This is a genomic window from Enterococcus sp. SB12 (assembly GCF_030910025.2).
Taxonomy (GTDB): domain Bacteria; phylum Bacillota; class Bacilli; order Lactobacillales; family Enterococcaceae; genus Enterococcus_B; species Enterococcus_B faecium.
This window is the reverse complement of sequence record NZ_CP175675.1, coordinates 2,424,677-2,447,027: the sequence shown is the minus strand read 5'-3', so window position 1 is coordinate 2,447,027 and position 22,351 is coordinate 2,424,677. Positions and strand designations below refer to the sequence as shown.

Annotated in this window: 19 protein-coding genes, 1 pseudogene and 1 other annotated feature (1 of these 21 only partly in view); of the genes and pseudogenes, 13 read left to right on the top strand and 7 right to left on the bottom strand. The window is 39.3% G+C overall.

The features are described from left to right. Positions 1-440: 440 nt before the first annotated feature. The 3 genes and pseudogenes from nagE to RBL01_RS12170 all read right to left on the bottom strand — a co-directional run bounded on the left by nagE (position 441) and on the right by RBL01_RS12170 (position 4,482). Entirely contained in the window at positions 441-2,399 is a 1,959-nt protein-coding gene (gene nagE / locus RBL01_RS12180; protein ID WP_002318829.1) for an N-acetylglucosamine-specific PTS transporter subunit IIBC, read from the bottom strand. Beyond that, positions 2,396-3,268: a PRD domain-containing protein gene (locus tag RBL01_RS12175; protein ID WP_002318830.1), complete on the bottom strand. Its 873-nt coding sequence runs from the start codon at positions 3,266-3,268 to the stop codon at positions 2,396-2,398. The genes nagE and RBL01_RS12175 overlap by 4 nt, the downstream gene beginning before the upstream one ends. Positions 3,269-3,609: 341 nt before the next feature. Continuing rightward, positions 3,610-4,482: pseudogene (locus RBL01_RS12170) on the bottom strand (LysR family transcriptional regulator). Positions 4,483-4,609: 127 nt separating this feature from the next. On the opposite strand from RBL01_RS12170, the gene RBL01_RS12165 reads away from it, so the two are divergent. The 7 genes from RBL01_RS12165 to RBL01_RS12135 all read left to right on the top strand — a co-directional run bounded on the left by RBL01_RS12165 (position 4,610) and on the right by RBL01_RS12135 (position 11,554). After that, positions 4,610-5,179: a DapH/DapD/GlmU-related protein gene (locus RBL01_RS12165; RefSeq protein ID WP_002318833.1), complete on the top strand. Its 570-nt coding sequence runs from the start codon at positions 4,610-4,612 to the stop codon at positions 5,177-5,179. Between the two features lie 66 nt (positions 5,180-5,245). Beyond that, positions 5,246-5,983, top strand: coding sequence for an SDR family oxidoreductase (locus tag RBL01_RS12160; protein WP_002287466.1), 738 nt, complete (start codon positions 5,246-5,248; stop codon positions 5,981-5,983). A 230-nt stretch (positions 5,984-6,213) separates the two neighbouring features. Continuing rightward, positions 6,214-7,482, top strand: a complete 1,269-nt coding sequence (locus RBL01_RS12155; protein WP_307780915.1) for a glycoside hydrolase family 73 protein — start codon at positions 6,214-6,216, stop codon at positions 7,480-7,482. 669 nt (positions 7,483-8,151) lie between these two features. Next, complete coding sequence (locus RBL01_RS12150; RefSeq protein WP_002287461.1) at positions 8,152-8,616, top strand: MarR family winged helix-turn-helix transcriptional regulator; 465 nt, start codon at positions 8,152-8,154, stop codon at positions 8,614-8,616. Next, entirely contained in the window at positions 8,600-9,229 is a 630-nt protein-coding gene (locus RBL01_RS12145; protein WP_002287459.1) for a nitroreductase family protein, read from the top strand. Before RBL01_RS12150 ends, RBL01_RS12145 begins: the two co-directional genes overlap by 17 nt. A 353-nt stretch (positions 9,230-9,582) precedes the next feature. After that, entirely contained in the window at positions 9,583-11,061 is a 1,479-nt protein-coding gene (msr(C), locus tag RBL01_RS12140; RefSeq protein ID WP_307780914.1) for an ABC-F type ribosomal protection protein Msr(C), read from the top strand. 46 nt (positions 11,062-11,107) lie between these two features. Next, entirely contained in the window at positions 11,108-11,554 is a 447-nt protein-coding gene (locus RBL01_RS12135) for a DUF2798 domain-containing protein (protein ID WP_002287457.1), read from the top strand. 198 nt (positions 11,555-11,752) lie between these two features. Here RBL01_RS12135 and RBL01_RS12130 read toward each other — a convergent pair whose 3' ends face one another. Further along, positions 11,753-12,268 (bottom strand): PadR family transcriptional regulator, encoded by a 516-nt coding sequence (locus tag RBL01_RS12130; RefSeq protein WP_002287456.1) that lies wholly within the window; start codon positions 12,266-12,268, stop codon positions 11,753-11,755. Positions 12,269-12,384: 116 nt separating this feature from the next. Between RBL01_RS12130 and RBL01_RS12125 the strand changes: the two genes are divergently transcribed. Together RBL01_RS12125 and RBL01_RS12120 are read left to right on the top strand one after the other, a co-directional pair. After that, positions 12,385-13,587: an MFS transporter gene (locus RBL01_RS12125; protein ID WP_002318836.1), complete on the top strand. Its 1,203-nt coding sequence runs from the start codon at positions 12,385-12,387 to the stop codon at positions 13,585-13,587. A 493-nt stretch (positions 13,588-14,080) separates the two neighbouring features. Beyond that, a complete protein-coding gene (locus RBL01_RS12120) occupies positions 14,081-14,407 on the top strand; it encodes a hypothetical protein (RefSeq protein ID WP_002287453.1) in 327 nt (108 codons plus the stop codon). Positions 14,408-14,661: 254 nt separating this feature from the next. On the opposite strand, the gene RBL01_RS12115 is transcribed toward RBL01_RS12120, so the two are convergent. The 3 genes from RBL01_RS12115 to proB form a co-directional block, all read right to left on the bottom strand. After that, positions 14,662-15,006 carry a hypothetical protein gene (locus tag RBL01_RS12115; RefSeq protein WP_002318837.1) on the bottom strand — a complete coding sequence of 115 codons (345 nt, stop codon included), beginning with the start codon at positions 15,004-15,006 and terminating at the stop codon, positions 14,662-14,664. A 75-nt stretch (positions 15,007-15,081) separates the two neighbouring features. Beyond that, positions 15,082-16,329, bottom strand: a complete 1,248-nt coding sequence (locus tag RBL01_RS12110) for a glutamate-5-semialdehyde dehydrogenase (protein ID WP_002318838.1) — start codon at positions 16,327-16,329, stop codon at positions 15,082-15,084. Next, on the bottom strand, positions 16,326-17,132 hold the full coding sequence (gene proB / locus RBL01_RS12105; protein ID WP_002318839.1) for a glutamate 5-kinase: 807 nt from the start codon (positions 17,130-17,132) through the stop codon (positions 16,326-16,328). Before proB ends, RBL01_RS12110 begins: the two co-directional genes overlap by 4 nt. 229 nt (positions 17,133-17,361) lie before the next feature. Between proB and RBL01_RS12100 the strand changes: the two genes are divergently transcribed. From RBL01_RS12100 to gltX, 4 genes are all read left to right on the top strand, one after another. Then, on the top strand, positions 17,362-17,889 hold the full coding sequence (locus RBL01_RS12100) for a dUTP diphosphatase (protein WP_002287450.1): 528 nt from the start codon (positions 17,362-17,364) through the stop codon (positions 17,887-17,889). A gap of 62 nt (positions 17,890-17,951) precedes the next feature. Continuing rightward, positions 17,952-19,322, top strand: coding sequence for a DNA repair protein RadA (radA, locus tag RBL01_RS12095; protein ID WP_002287449.1), 1,371 nt, complete (start codon positions 17,952-17,954; stop codon positions 19,320-19,322). Positions 19,323-19,355: 33 nt separating this feature from the next. After that, complete coding sequence (locus RBL01_RS12090; RefSeq protein WP_002318840.1) at positions 19,356-20,513, top strand: PIN/TRAM domain-containing protein; 1,158 nt, start codon at positions 19,356-19,358, stop codon at positions 20,511-20,513. 169 nt (positions 20,514-20,682) lie between these two features. Beyond that, positions 20,683-22,143, top strand: a complete 1,461-nt coding sequence (gene gltX / locus RBL01_RS12085; RefSeq protein ID WP_002293095.1) for a glutamate--tRNA ligase — start codon at positions 20,683-20,685, stop codon at positions 22,141-22,143. Beyond that, positions 22,140-22,351, top strand: a binding site (T-box leader) (it continues 29 nt past the right edge of the window). It overlaps the preceding gene by 4 nt.

The following is a 22,351-nucleotide window of genomic DNA, read 5'->3' as shown; positions in this document are numbered from 1 at the left end:
TGTGAAAAAGCCGATTAGTTTTGAGTATGAAGAAAAATTTTGTGAAAATGGCTTTCCACATTTTTGCATAAATTTGACTTCATACCGATAAACTGGTTTTTGAACACCGTTTACCAGAGGTTGTAAAAAAAGCCGATTAGTTTTGAGTATGAAGAAAAATTTTGTGAAACTAGTTTTCCACATTTTTGCATAAATTTGACTTCATACCGATAAACTGGTTTTTGAACACCGTTTATCAGAGGTTGTAAAAAAGCTGTTCTGCATCAAGTAATAAGAAGAGTCAAATAAAAAATAGTTCTTCATATGTTACGTTTGGCTGGACTTATTACCGCGGAGTTGGCAGGAGAACGCCGTTTTTATTCGGAAAAAGGAGCTGAGACAAGATTTTTGTCTCAGCTCCTTTTTGTTTATCGATAAAAAAGTCTGGGGAAGACGATGGCTCAGGCTTTGTTGGAAACAGAGCCGATTTTATCATTTGCTTTTACATCACGTGCGGGTTCGATTTTTAAGCTTTGGACTTTGTCGCCATTTGTGAATACAACGACCATATCCGTGTTTTTGCCTGCAGATTGAATAGCGGCAAGATCAACTAAAGCAATCAATTGACCTCTTGCGACTTTTTGACCTTCTTCTACATATAAAGTGAATGGTTCGCCTTTTAAGTCAACAGTGTTGATGCCCATATGAAGCAAGACTTCGATACCAGCATCTGTTTGGATTCCGACAGCATGTTTTGTTGGGAAAATGTTTGTGATCGTACCAGCGATTGGAGAGAAGATTTCTCCATTTTCTGGTAATACAGCATAGCCGTCACCCATCATTTTTTCCGCGAATACATCATCTGAAACTTCAGTGATTGGAATCAGTTTCCCATTTGCGATAGCGTAAATATCTTGTTCGATCGTTCCACCGGCAAATGTTTCTGTTTTAACCACGGTGTTTGTTTGTGCAGGTCGTGCTGCAGCACCACCATGTAGTTTTGCCATCTCATCTGCAACGAATTGTACTTCTGTACCTACGATGACTTGCGCATTTTTTCCGTCGATGATCTTCATACCAGGTACGCCAGTGGCTTTGATTTTATTTTGATCGATCAGGCCTGTATCTTTGACTTGCAAACGAAGGCGTGTAGTACAGTTATCGATCGAAGTTACATTGTCGGCTCCGCCTAATGCAGCGTAGATTTTGCTTGCTTGTGCCGCATATTTATTGTCTGAATTTGTCGTTGCAGTATCGTCATCTGAAAGATCTGCTTCCTCGCGGCCAGGAGTCATCAGATGGAATTTTTTGATAGCAAAGTTAAAGCCAAAGTAGTAAATCACTGCTGTTACTAATCCTTGGACGATCAACATCAATGGCTGATTCGCAATCGGATTTTTCAAAGATAGGAAGTAATCGACAAATCCGGCACTAAAGGCAAATCCTGCTGTCCAATGGAAGAATGCACTCACTGCTAAAGAAATCCCAGTGAAAATTGCATGCAAGACATATAATGGCCAAGCAACGAACATAAATGAGAATTCAAGTGGTTCTGTTACACCAGTAAAGAATGAAGCAAAAGCTGCTGCTAACATCAAGGAAGCTGTTTTTGCTTTGTTTTCTGGACGTGCATTTCTGTAAATAGCATATGCTCCTGCTGGAAGCCCGAACATCATGATTGGGAAAAATCCAGCTTGATACATTCCTGTTACGCCTTTTGTTCCTTCAGAAGCCAAAAATTTACCAATATCATTGATTCCTGCTACGTCAAACCAGAACACGGAGTTCATTGCTTGATGCAATCCTGTAGGGATCAGTAAACGGTTGAAGAAGCCATAAAGACCTGCACCAACCCAGCCTAAACTCAAAATGAATTTAGCAAAAGAAACTAAAGCAGAGTAAACCGGAGGCCATACGAGCAGTAGCACTGCACTGATCAGCAGCATGACAAAGGCAGCCAAGATTGGCACTAGACGCTTGCCGCTAAAGAAAGATAAAGCCATTGGTAATTTTGCTTCGTGGAAACGATTATAAAGAGCTGCCGCAATCAATCCGGCAATAATACCAATAAATACGTTACTGATCTGAGCAAAAGATGGATCAACTGATTCTGGTTTGATATTCAATAAAGTAGCTACTGAATCAGTTTTTAAAACATTTACTGGAACTTCAAATGCGACCAAACCTGCCAAGGCAGCAGCACCTGATTTGTCCACTGACATCCCTAGTGCTAACCCAACGGCAAACAGCAAAGGTAATTGACCTAAAACTGCGTTACCGCCAGCTTGTAAAAAATGAGCGACAATGTCGTTACTATAAGATGCCCACCAGTTTCCGATCCCTACTAGTAAAGCAGCAGCAGGTAAGACCGCAACTGGAAGTTGAAGGGAACGTCCTATTCGTTGTAGATATGCTTTCAATTTTTTTCCTCCTCATGATTGTTAACATTTATTTGTACGATTGCGCTTCTCAAACGCTCGATATGGATGGCCAAGTAACCCAGTTCTTCTTTCGTGATCGCGAGCTGGTATTCTTTGGTCAGCAACACACGGATTTTTTTAGAAATCTTATAGCTTTCTGGGTATTTTCGTTTGACCATTTCTACGATTTCCGTGTCTAAAACAGCATATTGTTGCGCATGGGTTCGTTGTAGAAGCAGTCGTAAATGATTCACCAGTCTTGAATAATTCAGTGAAAATGGTTCTGAATGGATATCTGTTTCCAATTCTGATTCCACTAAATGGATGATGTCAGATACAATCGTCACTTCACGGATACTGCGATGGTTATTGTTCCGACCGCTTCGTCCGCTGTGAATATGGATTGCGATATATCCTGCTTCGTCATAAGTATATGGAATCCCAAGCTCTTTTGTCAGATACTCTACTGCCCATTGAGCAATACTGAATTCATCACTGTAAAGCACTTCGATTTCTCTTAAAAGTTTGTTGCGGATGACGATACCGTTATTAATGTTCTCCGCAGAAAAAGCAATGTGGTCGGTCAAAGCGATCAATACATGTTCATTCAACTTTTCCATCAAAACAGTTTCCGCATGATCAATGATCGTTTCTGCTGCAAATAAAAAGCGTTCATCGATCTGATTAAGTAAATTTTGCAACTTGATTTGACCTTCTGGTTCCATGACAAATATCCGTTCGATATCACGATCAAAAATCAAATCATTTCTTTTTCTGTCAAATCCAATCCCTTTTCCAATAGCTACTTTTTCCTGTCCACCGTCATCTACCAATACTGCATTTTGATTAAAGATCTTTTTGATTTTCATGCGCGCACCCTTTTTGAAGATTTGGTTTTCACGTTTGCTAGACCAGTTGATTGCGACCAAACAAAAATAGACACGAAAAACCTCCTAGGGAAACCATGTTCCTCAGAGATTTTTCATGCCTAGTATGATCTAGTCACATGAAACGAATTATTGTTAACGTAATCAATTTTATATAGACAGTTATGTTTTGTCAATTCTTTTTTTATAATTATAGTAATTTACTGGAATTATCAGAAATAAAAGGAAGGAACAAATTAAGAAACTTATGTTATTTAATCATTGGATCTTTTGCTTAACTTATTCGTTGTTAAAAAGCTGAAAGCGAAGGAAAAAAACTCTACTTAACTGTATTTCTCCGTTAGGACATCTAAAAATTTACGAGCAGTAGGAGAAAGAGGCTGGTCTTTTTTCCAAATGAGATTCAGTGAAGCTTGTAATGGCGGATCGAGTGGGATGAATACTTTTTCCGTCCCATAAGTATTGATGATCCCATCTAGAGCTAATGCACCAAAAGTCCCGTTATCGACCATCAAAGAAGCATTGTACAATAAGTTATATGTTCCGACGATCGATAACTGATCTATGCTGAAACCTAGCCATTCAGCTAGTTGACTGTCCACTGACGTTTGCCGGGAAATGATCAAAGGAACAGTTTTCAGTTCCTGCGGATGGATGACTGTTTGCTTTGCTAAAGGATGATTCCGATGTATCAAAAGTCCCCAACGATCTTGGGCTGGCAGTCGAAATGACTGGTATTTTTGTTTGTTTGTCGGTTCGATTACGAGTCCAAAATCAAGTAATCCGCTATCCAGTTTGTCTATGATATCATCTGCATTCCCGCTATATAAATGAAACTGGATATCAGGATGCGCCTTGATCAACGAATGAAGGCTATCAGAAATGAAAGAGATTGCTTTAGTTTCGCCTCCGCCAATGTAGATTTATCCAGAGATGATTGCGTCATTTGTTAAATTGTTCGCCGTTTTTTCTACCAACGACAAGATTTCTTTTCCTTTTGAATAAAGATATCGACCAGAATCCGTCAACTGTATCTCTCGGGAGCCTCGAGTGAAAAGTGTCACACCAAGTTCTTCTTCTAAATCTTTCAGTTGTTTTGAGAGAGTAGGTTGCGTGATATGCAGAGATTTTGCTGCTCGGCTGATATTTTTTTCTCTAGCTACTGCTAAAAAATACGTCAGTATACGAATATCCATTTTTTCCCTCCTGTTTTTAAAAAAGCATACCACTAAGTATAGTTAAAAGGAATAGTTAAGTATGTTATATAAGTATTAGACATCATAAGCCGTCCGTTATAAAGTAAGAATAAAAGGAGGGAGCAAAATGACAAGCCTCATCGAAAAACAAATCGTCAATAAAGAGATTCGAGTAACGGATCCGCTCTTTGAAGTGATCCATCAGATCCAAGCTGAAAACGAAGAGCCTTTAGCAGCGCTGAATACTGGGTACCATGAACCAGCAGATATCCGCAAACGGCTAGAAAATATCATTAGTGACAAAGTAGATGATACGGTGACTGTTCTGCTGCCTTTTTATACAGATTTCGGCAAACATATTAGTATAGGGAAAAATGTCTTTATCAATCGTCAAGTGATGTTCGTTGACTTAGGTGGCATCTGTTTAGAAGATTCAGTATTGATTGGTTCTCGTGTCAACCTCATCACGGTGAACCATCTAACCGATCCAAAAGAACGAAGAGGCTTGTCAGTAAAGCCAATCCACATCAAGAAAAATGCTTGGATCGGAGCAGGAGCAACTATTCTGCCAGGCGTAACGATTGGCGAGAATGCCATTGTTGCAGCGAATGCAACTGTTACGAAAGATGTCCCAGACAATACCATCGTTGCAGGAATCCCTGCCAAAATCGTCAAACCTGTCGAACGGATTATTTGAACAGTAAGATGAAATAAGAGATAGTGAGTATAAGCAAGAGATTTTTCAAAACAGGAGGAGAATAGAATGAATGATTTATCAGAAAAAGTGATTGTCATCATGGGCGCTTCAAGCGGAATCGGTGAAGCAACAACGAAGCTGTTAGCAGAAAAAGGGGCTAAACTAGTTATAGCTGCACGCCGAGAAGATCGCCTAAAAGCAATAAAAGAATCTTTACCAGAAGCTGAGCTATATATTCAAACAGCAGATGTAAGAGATTTTGCACAAGTCCAAGCAGTTATCGATTTAGCGATGGAAAAGTTCGGTCGAATCGATGTATTGTACAATAATGCAGGAATCATGCCAACCGCTCCATTAGTTGAAGGTCACCGTGATGAATGGCAAAATATGCTTGATATCAACATCATGGGTGTGTTAAATGGAATTTCCGCCGTACTTCCAATCATGGAAAAACAAAAATCTGGGCATATCATTTCAACTGATTCTGTGGCGGGACATGTTGTTTATCCTGATTCCGCCGTTTATTGCGGAACAAAATTTGCTGTCCGTGCAATCATGGAAGGATTACGTCAAGAGCAACGGCAAAATAACATCAAATCTACGATCATCTCTCCAGGAGCTGTTCAAACTGAATTATATCAAACCATCAGCGACAAAAAGGCTGCTCTTGAACTTCATGAAGCGCAAAAAGAATGGGGATTAACATCTGAAGATATAGCTTCTGCTGTAGCATTTGCGATAGAAACGCCAGACCGGATGTCTGTCAGCAACATGATTATCCGTCCGACGACACAGGAAGTATAATCCATAACGGATAATATCCAGAGAGAATTACTTGTTAAATAGTTATTCAAACGACCATCAATTTAAGGCGTGAATGGAGAAGAATATTCTTCATTTACGTCTTTTTATGCAGAAAAAGCAAATTTATTAAAAAGAAACAAACGTTATTTAAATATGGACATTGATTTGCTTTTACTTTTTTAGTTACACTGTTATTTAGGAAAAGTTTCATAATTCAAAGGAGAAAAAAGATGAAAGCAAAGAATTTATTATTTAGCGTTATTCTTTTAGGAAATCTAGCAGTTGCCAACACAACAGTGCTAGCTGAAGAATCGACAGAAACTGTCGCAACTCAGACATCGAGTTCTTCAGAAACAGGAATTGAAAACGATACAGAGAGTACTTTGCAGTCAGCTACTGTCTCAGAAAATACAATTTCAACCGAAGAACCAACAACTGAAACAACAGAACAAACACAAACCGAAGACAGTACATCAGCAGAAGCTCAGAACAATCCAGAGAATGCAGAAGAAATCACGAACCAATTGACAGATGGGCAAACATTGACACATACCCATCAAGCAGATTTGTCTGAATTCGAAAACTATACTGGCTATGCTTTTTATGCTCGCTCATCTGCTAATTCTCAACAAGCGTTCATTGATAGTATTGCCTCAACTGCACAAAGTTTGGCAAGTGCCAATGACTTATATGCATCAGTCATGATTGCTCAAGCCATCGTTGAAAGTGGCTGGGGGAACAGTACTTTGGCTTCTGCCCCTAATTACAATCTATTTGGGATTAAAGGAAGCTATAATGGCCAATCTGTTACGATGCCTACTTCGGAATATGTGAATGGGCAATGGATTACGGTGAATGCCGCTTTTAGAAAATATCCTTCGTACAAAGAATCATTGCAAGATAACGTAACGGTATTGAAGACGACTTCTTTTCAGCCAGGCGTTTACTACTATTCCGGTGCATGGAAAAGCAATACGAACTCTTACAAAGATGCTACGGCTTGGCTAACAGGTTGTTATGCCACTGCGCCTAATTATGGTTCTACATTGAACAATTTAATCGAAACCTATAATCTGACACAGTATGATACAGCACCAACTTCAACTTCTCCGATGTATCGTCTGTATAACCGTCATACAGGAGAACATTTATATACATTGAATGCCGGAGAAAAAAATTATCTGCCAACTGTAGGCTGGGAATATGAAGGGATTGCTTGGCAAGCACCAAACAGCGGACAACCTGTCTACCGTTTATACAATCCTTACAGTGGAGACCATCATTACACAATGGCACAATCTGAGATCAACTCTTTAACAAAAATCGGTTGGCGTTATGAAGGTCTAAGTTTTTATTCTGGTGGTTCCAAGCCAATTTATCGACTATTTAATCCAAATGAAAAAACTGGTACCCATCACTATACCTTGAGTGCTAAGGAAAGAGATTGGCTAACACCGATGGGCTGGAGATATGAAGGAATAGGATTTTATGGTTATTAAAAAGAGGTTGTGACAGAAGTGGTCAGCTTCAAGAAATAAGAAGGAATTTACGAAATTGCTTTTCAAATTTTTGTGAAATCAGCGTCCTGACCTGAGTATTAGAGAAACAAACGAAAAAATAGTTCTTCATATTTTGCCGTTTTTTGAGCTCATACCGAGGGACAGCTGATTGAACACCGTGTATCAGAGGTTGTGAAAAAGCTGCCCTGCATCAAGTAGTAAGAACAGCCAAACAAAAACAGATTTTCATGTTTTTTGTTTGGTTGAACTTATTACCGCAGATGCAAGTTTTTGAACACCGTTTACTCAAAAAAGGTTGTGACAACATCTTGTCATAACTTTTTTATTACTGTTTAAGCATACTGATCCAATTTCTAATATTCGACGGGATTCTTGCAAAAGGCGATTTCGGAAATTTTTGGCGGTGTAAAATTTTCTACTGCAGAAGAGCTATCTTCTATAGTTTGATAAGAATCAATAATCTTGGTTTTAGCGTTGTGCTTTCTTTATCATTTTTTCCGTTCATTCTACAAAAAATTTCTTTTCTCTATACTTTTCTATTGAGAGCGTTTTTTTTATTACACAGCTGATTCTTTGACTTTTTTCTTTTTTTATTCTATTATTGACAAGTCAACCGTTGACGAGTCAATTATTAGAAAGGAGGAAATTATGTCTTTAGAAGAGATTAGTCACCTTTTATATCAAATCAAATTAGCCGATCAAAAAATCGTCCAGATCTTTGAAGAAAATATCGGTATAAGTCTTACTAGATACGAGATCATGATGAGACTGAAAGAAGAAAATCCATTGCTACAAAGCAGTTTGCAAGAAAAGTTGCAGATTGATCAAGGAGCAGTTACTCGTCATCTGAAGGTATTGGAAGCAAATGGCTATGTTTCGCGTCAGAGAAATCCTCAGAACAACCGGGAAGTGTATGTAGCGCTAACAGAAAAAGCCCAGAAGAAAATCGAGCATTGTGAAATGGACCATAAAGATACAGGTTCCGTGCTATCCCCGGCTTTCAGCGATGTAGAAATGAAACAATTTCTAACACTTTTAGATAAATTGAATACCCAACTTTGCAATATAACAACAGAAACGAAAGAGGTTAATAATAATGGAACAAAAAAATGATTTTTCAACAATTATGACTGGTAGAAGATCCGTTCGCGTATATGATGAAACATACAAAATCCCACACGAAGAAATGCTGGAAATGATCAAAGAAGCGACGACTGCACCTTCTTCTGTCAATATGCAACCATGGCGCTTTGTGGTCGCTGAAAGCGAGGAAGCAAAAGAAATCTTGCGTCCTTTGATCCGTTTCAATACGAGACAAAATGATACTTCTTCTGCAATGGTCATGATTTTTGGCGATATGCAATGTTACGAATATGGCGAAGAAATCTATAACCAAGCTTACGAATCAGGGAAGATGCCAAAAGAAGTCAGAGATCAACAATTAGCTGCGATCATTCCTTATTACAAGAGTTTTTCAAGAGAAGAAATGAACGATGTAGTCAAAGTCGATTCTAGCTTAGCGGCTATGCAATTCATGTTAGTTGCGCGTGATCATGGTTATGAAACAAATCCAATTGGTGGATTCGAAGCAGATCAGTTGGCAGAGGCATTTGGTTTGGATAAAGACCGTTATGTTCCAGTTATTATTTTATCAATAGGAAAAGCGGTAGAAGAAGGTTACGAGTCTGTTCGTTTAGCACCAGAAAAGATCACTACGTTCGAATAAAAGGTTTTCAGTTACTATTCATTAGCTATTGCTTTTTTTGAATCGTGTGTGGTAACCTAATAAAAAAGGAGGTCGGAAAAATGACTGCATCGATGAAATTACGTTTCGAACTTTTGAATAACAACTAAATAAATTCAAAAGACATGTATAAACAACAATTTCATGGATGGAGTATGTCCATTTTTTCGAACGACAGTAGAATAGGTGAAAGCTATGACAGATTTGGTGATTTAGTCATAGTTATTTCGTTCAGAGTAGGAAAAGATGTGATGCAGTTTTTTTGCAAACAGATTTTTCTGCTCTTTTTTAGTATCGATAATTGTTGTTTTACATGAAATAGGAGTGTAAAACATATGGAAAATTTAGCAGTAAATATAACAAATCTACAAGTCAGCTTTGGCAACCAGCTAGAACTATCTATTGATTCTCTTCGTGTCTATCAGCAAGATCGTATAGGGATCATAGGAGAAAATGGTGTCGGTAAATCGACTTTGCTCAAACTAATAGCCGGTGAACTTTTTCCCGATCATGGGAAAATCCAAACAGAGATCACCTTCAACTACCTGCCTCAATTAACCTATCTCGCTGAAGCAAAGGACCTAAATTTGGAATTAGCCAGTCATTTCCAGTTAAGACTGGAAGAAACTTCAGAGCGGAAATGGAGCGGAGGGGAAGAACGAAAGATCGAGTTGATACGTCTTCTTTCTTCTTATGAACAAGGGATGCTTCTAGACGAGCCAACAACCCATCTAGATAGAAAAAGTATTGATCGACTGATTGAAGAGCTTCGTTATTATTATGGTACGCTGGTTTTTGTTAGTCATGATCGCTATTTTCTAGATGAGCTAGCATCGAAAATCTGGGAAGTAAAAGACGGAGAAATCCGAGAGTTTTCGGGGAATTATAGTGCCTATCTCACTCAAAAGGAATTGGAGAAAAAGACTCAGCTACGAGAAGCAGAGTCGATCATGAAAGAGAAAAAACGATTGGAAAAATCGATCCAAGAAAAGAAAAAACAAGCGGAAAAGTTGGAAAAAGTGTCCAGTAAAAAGAAAAAGCAACAAATCAGACCGGATCGGTTGTCTTCCTCTAAACAAAAAGACAGTGTACAAAAAGCCATCCAAAAGAATGCGAAAACATTAGAGAGAAGACTCCAAAAAATAGGAGAAACAACCAAGCCGCAGCAGATGAAACAAATCCGTTTTCCAGTACCAAAATCTCTTGAACTCCACAGCCGCTATCCCATTATGGGACAAAATGTCCAATTGGAAAGAAGTGGGAGAACATTACTGGTAAATGGTGATTTTCAGTTTTCTTTAGGTAAAAAAATCGCGATTGTCGGTGAAAATGGTTCAGGTAAGACAACCTTATTAGAACATATCCGCAAACAAGGAGAAGGAATCCTTCTCTCTCCGAAAGTAAGCTTTCAAGCATATCAGCAAAAGGGTTATCAAATGACATCTGAAGAATCCATCATTCGTTTTGTCATGAGACAAACAGAGTTTTCAGAATCGCTTGTCCGTAGTTTGCTGAATCACTTAGGGGTTGCTCAGGAAACTCTGACGAAACCGTTATGTACATTAAGTGGGGGAGAAGCGACCCGTCTGACGATTGCTTTGCTTTTTACTAAGCCAAGTAATGTGTTGCTGTTAGATGAACCGACTAATTTTATTGATATGGCAACGATCGAAGCTTTAGAGAAGCTAATGCAAATATATCCGGGAACGATTTTGTTTACTTCTCATGATTCTTACTTTGTCGAGCGTACGGCTGATGAAGTTTATGAAATAAAAGGGCAGAAAATAAAAAAAGTACTTACGAGAAATTTTTAAATGTGCTACGATGATTTTCGTGACAAATTTAAAGGAGTGGTACAGATTGCCTACAAATAAAAAAGAAGGAATAATTTTTACAACAATGATGTGTTTTTTGATGGTCTTGGGGATGAGCGCGTATAATTTATGGCTGCATCAAGATCTTCATTTATCAAGTTTGTTGATTGGTCTAGTGCCTGGATTCGTGGTGGCTTTCATTTTGGATGTCTTCATCATCGGTGTGCTGGCGAAAAAAATTGCCTTTAAACTACCAGTAAATCCAGAAAGCAAGGTCCAAATGATCTTAACTATTTCATGCTTGATGGTTTTAGGAATGGTGACATGTATGTCTTTATTCGGTGTGATCATGGAACAAGGAATACCTGATCAATTATTCTCTGCTTATATGAATGCTTGGAAAATGAATGTGATTGCCGCTTTACCGTTGCAGTTGATCATCGTTGGCCCGCTTTCAAGAAGTGTGCTAAAAGCAATTCAAAGTAATGAATGATGGAACACTGTTATTTGAAAAAAGGCCTTGGCATGCTTTTTGTCATAGTCTCTTGAATGCAGTTCTAGAAAAATAGTGATCCGAACGATAGGTTTTGGCCTGTCGTTCGGATCGCTTTTTCTTTTCCAACTGTATTGCTCTTTTATTGAAGATAATTTGCTCTTCAATAGATATTTCTAGAAAGGTTCTGTTTATCTCTTACTCAAAAAACTGCTGCATTTGTTCTCTTACTTGCTGACACCATTGGAGTTCCTGCTGACAAAGCATGATTCGGCGCTGGATTACAACGTAACGTCCAAATTCTTGTTTCTTGTCTAGCGAGAGGTCATTCAATTTTTTTTGATTTTTTTGCATGATTTTGTTCAGCTGTTGTTCTCTAGTGAATAGCAGTCCAGTAGCTGTTGTTTTATCGAGCGTCGAAAAAGCATAGATTTTTGCTAGAAATTCATCTTTTTGCGTAGGAGCGGGAGTTTCCTCTTTGATCCATTCCTCTACAAGAGCACGTCCTTCATCAGTCAAGTGGTAGATCTTTTTTTGAGAGTGCTCGTCTTTGTCCAAAACGGTCACATAACCCTGCTGGTCTAGCTTGGCAAGCGTTGTATAGATCTGACTGTGATGGGCTTCCCAAAAAATTGTGATCAGCTGCTTCAATTCATACCCAGAACGTGGTTTGGATAAAAGCACGCATAATAATATATAGGCTAAAGTATTCATAAAAATCCTACCTCTCGTCTTATTTTCTTTATTATATCACAGTAAAGTTTCCACGTTTTACATGTGCATATTGACATGTAAAATAAATCATGTATGATGCTAATAGAGAGAAAGGGATGGAAATATTGGAGAATCAAATAGATATACAAGAACAAACAAATGAAGGAACAAAGGGGAAAAGTTCAGCGCTAGTTGTAGCAGCTACCTGTATGATCGCTTTTATGGGAGTGGGTCTAGTAGACCCAATCTTAAAAACGATTGCTGCACAGTTAAACGCTACGCCAGCTGAAACGACCCTGTTATTTACTAGTTATATGTTAGTCACTAGTGTGGTGATGCTATTTACAGGTTTCTTATCTAGTCGGATCGGTTTGAAAAAAACATTGATGACAGGATTGTTTATCATCGTTGTATTCGCTGGTCTTGGCGGATTATCTGGGAATATCGGAATGCTGATTGGGTTACGTGCCGGCTGGGGTGTCGGGAATGCTTTATTTGTCTCTACTGCTTTAGCAACGATCGTCAGTATTTTAGTTGGTAACACAGAAAAAGCAATCATGATGTATGAAGCAGCACTTGGCTGCGGAATGGCTGTTGGCCCTCTAGTCGGTGGGGTCTTGGGCAGTGGTTCATGGCGTTATCCATTTTTTGGGGTAGCATTTTTGATGTTTTGCGGTTTTATAGCCCTAGCGGTACTTTTACCTGAAACTGAGAAACCAAAGAGAAAAGTAGGCCTTTGGGAAGGTGTCAAAGCGTTAAGCAATCATAAACTTCGTTCAGTTGGACTAATCGCATTGTTATATAATTTCGGATTCTTTACTTTACTTGCGTATGCGCCATTTTTATTGATTGGCTATTCTGAATTAGAAGTCGGTTTTGTATTTTTTGGCTGGGGTGTGCTTCTGGCTATTGCTTCGATTTTCGTTGCACCGGCTCTTGAGCGGAAGTTTACGACTTATCGGACGATTTTAGCTGCATTTGTCTTATTCATTATTTGTTTGCTGTTATTAGGAGCTGGAACTTCTATGCCAGTCCTTGTACCGATCAGCATTGTGTTAGCAGGATTTTTCCAAGGAATTATCAATACACTGTTGACGACGATTGCTATGGAAATACCAGGTCTGCAACGAAATGTTGCTTCTTCCAGCTATAGTTTTGTCCGCTTTTTCGGTGGAGCTTTAGCACCATTTATTGCAGGTGTGATTGGTGAACATATTGGTGAAAGCTATGCGTTTTATTTTGCAGGTGCCATTGTTCTTATCAGTGTATGTTGTATCATTTATCACCGTAATTATTTTGCTACAAATGAAGAAGAATAAGAAATCAGAGGTTGTGAAAAAGCTGTCCTGCATCAAGTCATAAGAACAGCCAAACAAAAATAGCTTCTCATATTTTTCGTTTGGTTGGGCTTATTACCGCAGATGCAAGCTTTTGAACACCGTTTATCAGAGGTTGTAAAATCAGCGTTTTATCCTAAGTGTTAGAGAAACATAACGGAAAAATAGCTTCTCATATTTTACCGTTTTTTGAGCTAATACCGAGGGTCAGCTGATTGAACGCCGTTTACCAAGAGGTTGTGAGACTGTCGTTTAACTCTGAATCACAAGGAACAATTTCAAAAAACAGTTTCTCATGTTTGTTGAATATTGTGACTTATGATTGAGGAGTTGGCCGGAGAGCACCATTTATTCGGAAAAAGGGGATGTGACACGATTTTTGTCACATTCCCTTTTTTTCTCAAAATAATGAAACTGGAAAATTTTCAGTAGGTAAGCTAAAATTCATTTAAGAAAAAGAATGGGGGGATAATAGATGCTGGAAGAATATTTTCAGGAAGTCGGGTTGACACTCGTTGAATTGCCCATTGAATTTTCAGATGATCGGTTGATTTATCGTGGCTATATCAAAGAATTGCCAATAATCAATGCGGAAGGTGAAACTAGAAAAGCGATGCAGCAAAAAATAGCTGGTATGTATCAGGTGTATCGGGAACAGCTACTGGCTGAATCAGCGGAAGAAGAAAAAGAAAAAACGATGAACTTGTCCATGGACGAGCTGCTTCGTTATTATGATGGCGAAACATTTGACGGATTTTCGCTTCTTAACGAAGAGGAAACAGATTTACCAGGCAGCTGGTAGGCGAACACCGTTTATATGGGAAGAGGCTGGGACAGAAGCGTTTAACTCCAAGAAATAAGAAGAAATTCACGAAAATTGCTTTTCAAATTTTTGTGAATTTCTTCTTATTTCCGAAGGAGTTGCTTCTGCTCCCGCCGTTTATACATGTTTAGAGCGTGGGACAAAAGTTTTTCTTTACTTTTGTCCCACGCTCTAAAAAGTCCGGCAGTTTTTTTCCGATCTTCAAGGCACTCTACTTATCGTACGGATATTTTTTAGCGGAAAATCCGATTCAAGTGGTTTTTATTCAGCTGATATTTATAAGATAAGTGAAAAATCCCAGCAATCAGTAGCGTAATCGTATAAGCGATTGAATGATCGAAAAAAGAATAGTAATTGATTGTCGCTAATAAGCATAATGCAACCATGTAACTAATGTGCAAGCGTGTAACCAGCCCTTTTGGCCCGATTTTGTCAAAATACTGCGACCATTTTTCCCGTTGACTCCCTATGCTTCGTTTTTTGAATTGAAAGAAAAGGGATAAAATGCCGACTCCCAGAAAAACAGCGATATTCAGAGAAATAAGGTAAATAAAAAAAATCATTAAAATTTCAAACATATTGACACCTTTCTAGTTGGATAGAACCTTTACAGAAAAAAGGCAAAAGGCGGGAATAATGTTTCACACGAAACATTATTCCCGGATTTGTCCATCGCCATAAATGATATATTTTGTGGAAGTTAATTCATTTAACCCCATTGGACCACGGGCATGCAATTTTTGAGTAGAGATACCGATCTCTGCACCAAAACCAAATACCGATCCGTCTGTAAAACGAGTGGAGGCATTGACATAGACAGCCGCCGCGTCCACTTCATTTAAGAAACGTTGACTAGCCGCATAACTATCTGTCACGATCGTTTCTGAATGTTTAGTATTATGCCGATTGATATGTGCAATTGCTTCACCCAAAGAATCGACCACTTTGACAGCAAGGATATAATCTAGATATTCAGTATCCCAATCTGTGTCTTCTGCTAAAGCAGCCGTCTCTAGATATTCTAACGTACGAGCATCCGCACGTAAAGAGACCCCGTGTTCTACCAGTTCTTTTTCAATAGCTGGCAAGAAAAAAGGTGCGATCTCGGAATGGATCAGCAATGTTTCTGCCGCGTTACAGACAGATGGACGGGAAGCTTTTGCATTGACGATGATGTTCACTGCCATAGATAACTGTGCTTCTTTATCGATATATACGTGATTATTTCCTGTACCTGTTTCAATGATAGGTACCGTTGCCTGTTCTTTGACTCGTTGGATTAATTTTGCTCCGCCTCGAGGAATCAGCACATCTAAGTATTCTGTCAATCGCATCAACTGTCCTGCAGTTTCATGAGAAGTATCATCGACAAACTGGATGGCATAAGGAGATTCGCCAGCACTGACCAGTACTTGCTGCAATAATTGGACTAATAATTGATTCGAGAAGAATGCTTCTTTGCCACCGCGAAGGATAACGGCATTCCCTGATTTGAATGCTAGACTAGCTGCATCTGTCGTGACATTTGGACGAGATTCGTAAATGATGCCGATCACGCCTAGTGGCACGCGCTTTTTGCCGATTCTCAATCCGTCGGTGTTCGTCCACATCTCATCTACTTTTCCAATAGGATCGTCTAACGAAGCAATTTTTTCGATCTCTGTAGCCATGGCATTGATTCGCTCAGGTGTCAGCTGCAAGCGGTCTTGCATCGTTTCACTGATATTGTTTTCGACTGCTTTTTCTAAGTCTTTATGATTTGCTTCAATGATCGCTTGTTGATTCTTTTTGATGGTTTGTGCCATTTGAACAAGTAGCTCATTTTTGCGGTTTGTAGGCATAAGTGCTAGTTGTTGCGCGCTATCTTTTGCCTGTTGTCCTAATTGCATCAAGTCAGTCATTTCAAGTCCTCCTTAAATAAAGTACCTACTTCTTTTCCTGCAAGAATATCAAAAATAATTGCCGGATTTTTTCCATTTGCTAAAATCATTGCGCTGTTTGCTTCAAATATCCTAGAAGCGGCTTTTAATTTACTCTGCATACCGCCTGTTCCAAATGTGCTACCAGCACCACCTGCTTGTGCCAGAATCTTTTCATCGATTTTATCGATATAGCGATACATCTGAGCCTCGGGATTTGTAGTCGGATTATCTGAATAAAACCCGTCGATATCAGAAAGGACGATCAAAAGGTCTGCCGCGACAAGTTTTGCCATGATGGCTGACAGCTGATCATTATCGCCAAATTTTGTCAGATGATCTAATTCATCCACTGCTACAGTATCGTTTTCGTTCACGATAGGGATCGTGTCCATAATCAAAAGCTGTTCCAATGTATTCCTCACATTTTTACGACTTTCAGGATAATCTACCACGTCTCTTGTCACGAGGATCTGTGCCGTCTGTTGATTATATACACTGAATCTTTGATTATAGATATTCATCAGTTCGGCTTGACCAACAGCCGCCGCAGCTTGCTGTTCAGGAATCAAAGTCGGACGTTCTGACAAATGTAATTTATGCATACCAACGCCTACAGCTCCTGATGAGACTAAGATCACTTCCTTTTCCCGATTTCTAAGATCAGAAAGGACAAAAGCTAACTGATCGATTGCCGCAAGATTGATATTTCCATTGGGATAAATCAATGTACTTGTTCCTACTTTGACAATAATTCGTTTTGCATTTTTAATTTCTTTACGCATGTGACACCTCAATCAAATATCCACTCATTAATTTCGTTCTATTCTACTTGTTTTGACGAGTAAAGTCATGTAAAAAATAGTTTTTTTGTACAACTTGCAGTCGTTTGGAAAAAGAACGAATTAATGGTTTACTTTAAGATAGCAGAATTTCTTGAAGAATTTGTAAAGAAAGTCTTTTACAGCCTCGGATATGTTAGAATAGGAGTAGTTTATTTAGGGAGGAAAACCGGTGAGAAAAAGAGGATTTGAAGTTATTTCTAAATATAAAGATCAAAATATCAATCTACCGCAGCGCGCTACACATCATGCTGCTGGCTATGATTTTGAAGCAGCAGAAGAGGTCGTGATTCCAAGTATCTGGAAAGCAGGCTGGAAAAAGGGGTTGGAAACAGTCGCAGATGGATTGAAAAAAGATGTATCAGAAAATGAAAAACAATTGAAACCAACCCTCGTGCCTACTGGAATCAAAGCTTACATGGGAGAAGATGAATTTTTGCAGCTTGCTAACCGTTCAAGCAATCCGTTGAAGCGGTTTTTAGTGTTGACAAACGGAGTAGGTGTGATTGACAGTGATTATTACAATAATGAGGCAAATGAAGGCCATATCATGTTCCAATTCACCAACTTTGGTTTCAAGGATGTAGTGATCAAAAAAGGCGAGCGTATCGGCCAAGGGATCTTTTTGCCGTTTTTAAAAGCAGATCAAGATCAAACGACTGCTCAACGTCAAGGCGGATTTGGTTCTTCCAGTAAATAAAACGTTAAAGATACTTAAGCTTGATTTAATGTCTCATGATTAGGATAAAAGGAGGCGGTACAATGGCAAAAAAATCAAAAGTACAATTTGTTTGCCAAAATTGCGGGTATGTGTCGCCTAAGTTCTTGGGACGCTGCCCAAATTGCGGAAAATGGAATACGATGGTCGAAGAAATCGAACAAGATACAACGGACCGCAGAACTCGGACAAGTTTGACAGGAGAAAAAGCAAAACCAACAAAAATTGCAGACGTCGTCCCTAAAAAAGAACCTCGGATCAAAACAAAATTAGAAGAACTGAACCGTGTGTTAGGCGGAGGTGTGGTGCCAGGGTCTATGGTCTTGATTGGTGGCGATCCAGGTATCGGGAAATCCACTTTGCTGTTACAAGTTTCTCAGCAATTAGCAGCCATAGGCGGAAAAGTCTTATATGTATCCGGCGAAGAAAGCGCAGAGCAGATAAAATTACGCGCGGAACGCCTCGGAAGTATCAACACAGAATTTTATCTATACGCTGAAACAGATATGAACGAAATCAGTCGTGCCATCGAACATATCTCCCCTGATTATGTTATCATTGATTCCATCCAAACGATGACGCAGCCAGACATCACAAGTGTGGCAGGAAGTGTCAGCCAAGTAAGAGAAACCACTGCAGAACTACTCAAAATCGCTAAAACAAATGGGATAGCCATTTTTATCGTCGGTCATGTTACCAAAGAAGGCTCGATCGCCGGCCCAAGAATGTTAGAACATATGGTGGATACGGTGTTATATTTTGAAGGTGAACAACATCATAGTTTTCGGATTTTGCGAGCAGTAAAAAACCGATTTGGCTCAACGAATGAGATTGGGATTTTTGAAATGCATGAGCATGGATTGGAAGAAGTCGCTAATCCTTCACAGATTTTCTTAGAAGAACGCCTAGACGGTGCAACTGGCTCTGCTATCGTTGTGGCAATGGAAGGGACACGTCCAATTTTGGTAGAGATCCAAGCATTAGTCACACCTACTATGTTCGGAAATGCCAAACGAACAACAACAGGTCTTGATTTCAATCGGGTATCTCTGATCATGGCAGTGCTGGAAAAAAGAGCTGGGTTGCTTCTTCAGAATCAAGATGCTTACTTAAAAGCTGCAGGTGGGGTAAAATTAAATGAACCAGCGATTGATTTAGCTATCGCTGTCAGTATTGCTTCAAGCTATAAAGAAAAAGGAACACAGCCAACGGAATGTTTCATCGGTGAAATTGGACTGACTGGAGAAATCAGACGTGTCAGTCATATTGAACAACGAGTCAAAGAAGTCCAAAAACTCGGCTTCACAAAAGTATACCTACCTAAAAACAACTTAGGTAACTGGGAAGCGCCAAAAGGAATCGAGATAGTTGGAGTAGCAACTTTGGCTGAAACGTTGAAGCGTGTGTTCCGCTAACTAATAAATGATTGTCGAAACGGAGGAAAAACGATGCAAAAACGTGTCATTACTTTGCTGATGATCATTGTCGGCGCAAGCTTGGGTATTTCATTTTTACCCTCAGCTTGGCAGGCAATCGGTCAACAGTCAAACGGATGGCTGAATAATACATTTACCAACAGCCTGTTAGGCGCACTTATTTTCTTTTTATTATCTTTGCTGTTGGCCAAACATATCTCAGCTGTTATCAAACAAGTAGAACAAAAACTAAGTGAGGTCAGCTTGACTTATCTTCTCTTCGGTGCGATCGGTGCGATCATCGGATTGACTTTAGGTGTTGTGATCTCGACCCCTCTTTACAATATGGAAATTCCATTCGTCAATAGTGTATTGCCGATTTTACTGATGATCATCTTAGGTTATCTGGGATTGAGAATGGGAACAACACGAATCGAAGAATGGAAGAAAGTTTTTGGTTCACGAAGCAAAAAAATCGAGCAAGAAACAGCTAGTCAAGTTGAGAGTCAACTGCTAGAACGAAAATCAGGAGAAAATTTCCATAAATATAAAATCTTGGATACAAGCGTGATCATTGACGGTCGGATTTATGATATTACAAAGACTGGATTCTTAGAAGGAACCTTGATGATCCCTAATTTTGTTCTTTACGAACTACAATACATCGCGGACTCAGGGGATAGTTTGAAACGTGTGCGTGGTCGTCGCGGATTAGATATCCTAAATGCCTTGCAAAAAGAAGAGGGTATATCTGTCGAAATGTACGATGGAGACTTTGAAGATATCAGTGAAGTAGACAGCAAATTGATCAAATTGGCTAAGCTTTTAGATGGTGTCATTGTAACCAATGACTATAACTTGAATAAAGTCTCTGAATTCCAAAATGTACCTGTTCTTAATATCAATGCGTTGGCAAATGCCGTAAAACCAGTCGTCATCCCTGGTGAAACGATGAATGTTCTAGTAGTAAAAGCCGGGACAGAACGCCAACAAGGAGTAGCCTACCTAGATGACGGCACGATGGTTGTCGTAGAAGATGGACAGCATTACATGAATGAGCGTATCGAAGTCGTTGTAACGAGTGCCCTTCAAACAGCTGCTGGACGCATGATCTTTGCTAAACCTGCACATGCAGGACGAGGAATCGACAATAAAAAAGAGACAGAGAAAAAGACTAAACAATCAAAATAAAAAAGAAATTCAGCCAACTGGTAAGGAAATTCAACCAGTTGGCTTTACTATTTACCTTAGAAAAGGTAAAATTTGTGCTGAGTGGCTTTAAATAAATGATATTTGAGAAGCCGTAACTGACGGAATTTTTGCTGTTAGTCAAAGTCTAGTTTGAAAGAAGAGGAAGAAAATGACGAAAGTACGCGTACGCTATGCACCAAGTCCAACTGGGCACCTGCATATTGGAAATGCAAGAACTGCATTATTCAATTATTTGTTTGCCCGCCACAATGATGGAGACTTTATTATTCGTATTGAGGATACTGACCAAAAACGTAATATCGAAGATGGCGAAAAAAGCCAGTTGGAAAACCTTGCTTGGTTGGGAATGGATTGGGATGAATCTCCTGAAAATCCTGGAGAATACGGCCCTTACCGTCAATCTGAACGTAAAGAAATCTATCAACCGCTGATTGATCAGCTGCTTGCTAGCAATCGAGCATACAAATGCTATTGCACAGAAGAAGAATTAGAAGCAGAACGGGAAGCACAACGCGCAAGAGGAGAAATGCCTCATTACGCAGGAACATGTGCGAACTTGACACCTGAAGAACAAGCAGAAAAAGAAGCACAAGGTCTAGAATCTGTTGTACGTTTCCGTGTGCCTCGCAATACAGAATACGCATTTACAGATATGGTGAAAGGCGCTATTTCGTTCGAATCCGATAATATCGGTGGCGACTTTGTCATCCAAAAACGCGATGGTATGCCAACTTATAATTTTGCTGTTGCGGTCGATGATCATTTGATGAAAATCACTCACGTTTTACGTGGAGATGACCATATTGCCAATACACCAAAACAACTGATGATCTATGAAGCATTTGGCTGGACACCACCAACCTTCGGACATATGACATTGATCATCAACAGTGAAACAGGTAAAAAACTAAGCAAACGTGACGAATCAATCTTGCAATTTATCGAACAATATCGCGAATTAGGCTATCTACCAGATGCAATGTTCAACTTTATTGCATTATTGGGCTGGTCACCTGTGGGCGAAGACGAAATCTTCGAACACCAAGAATTGATCAAAATGTTCGATCCAAAACGCCTAAGTAAATCACCCGCAGCTTTCGATGCGAAAAAACTGCAATGGGTAAACAACCATTACATCAAAGCAATGGATCTAGATGCATTTACTGACATGTGTCTGCCTTATCTAATCGCTGATGGACGTGTAGCAGAAAACCCAGATGAAAAGACAATCGAATGGGTGAAGAAGATCGTTAGCCTGTATCAACCTCAAATGAGCTATGCTGCAGAAATCGTTGATCTGTCTACGCTATTTTTCAATGAACATCCTGTATTGAATGAAGCAGCAAAAGAAGTACTTGCTGGTGAAACAGTTCCTACTGTTCTCCACGCATTTAAAGCACAGCTAGAACAAATGGAAGTAGTAGATGCTCCAACTGTAAAAGCTGCCATCAAAGCTGTTCAAAAAGAAACTGGCGTAAAAGGGAAAAATCTTTTCATGCCGATCCGTGTAGCTGTATCAGGACAAATGCATGGACCAGAATTGCCTGAAACGATCGAATTGCTTGGTCGTGAAAAATCATTAGCACATTTAAATCAAGTACTGAACTAAACACGATGAACAGAAAAAAGTAAGCAGCTGATCATTACAAGAGAGATACCGGGTGGTGCAAGGTATCAATGAATGGTTGCCGAAATGCCTCTGGGAGTGGTCTTGGCGAAAACACAGAAAACAGGAAAAACTGTTTTACAGGAAACGAAGTAGCCAAGAACGTATAACAGGCGTTAGCTGTCAGAGATAATCGTTGATTATGAAGAAA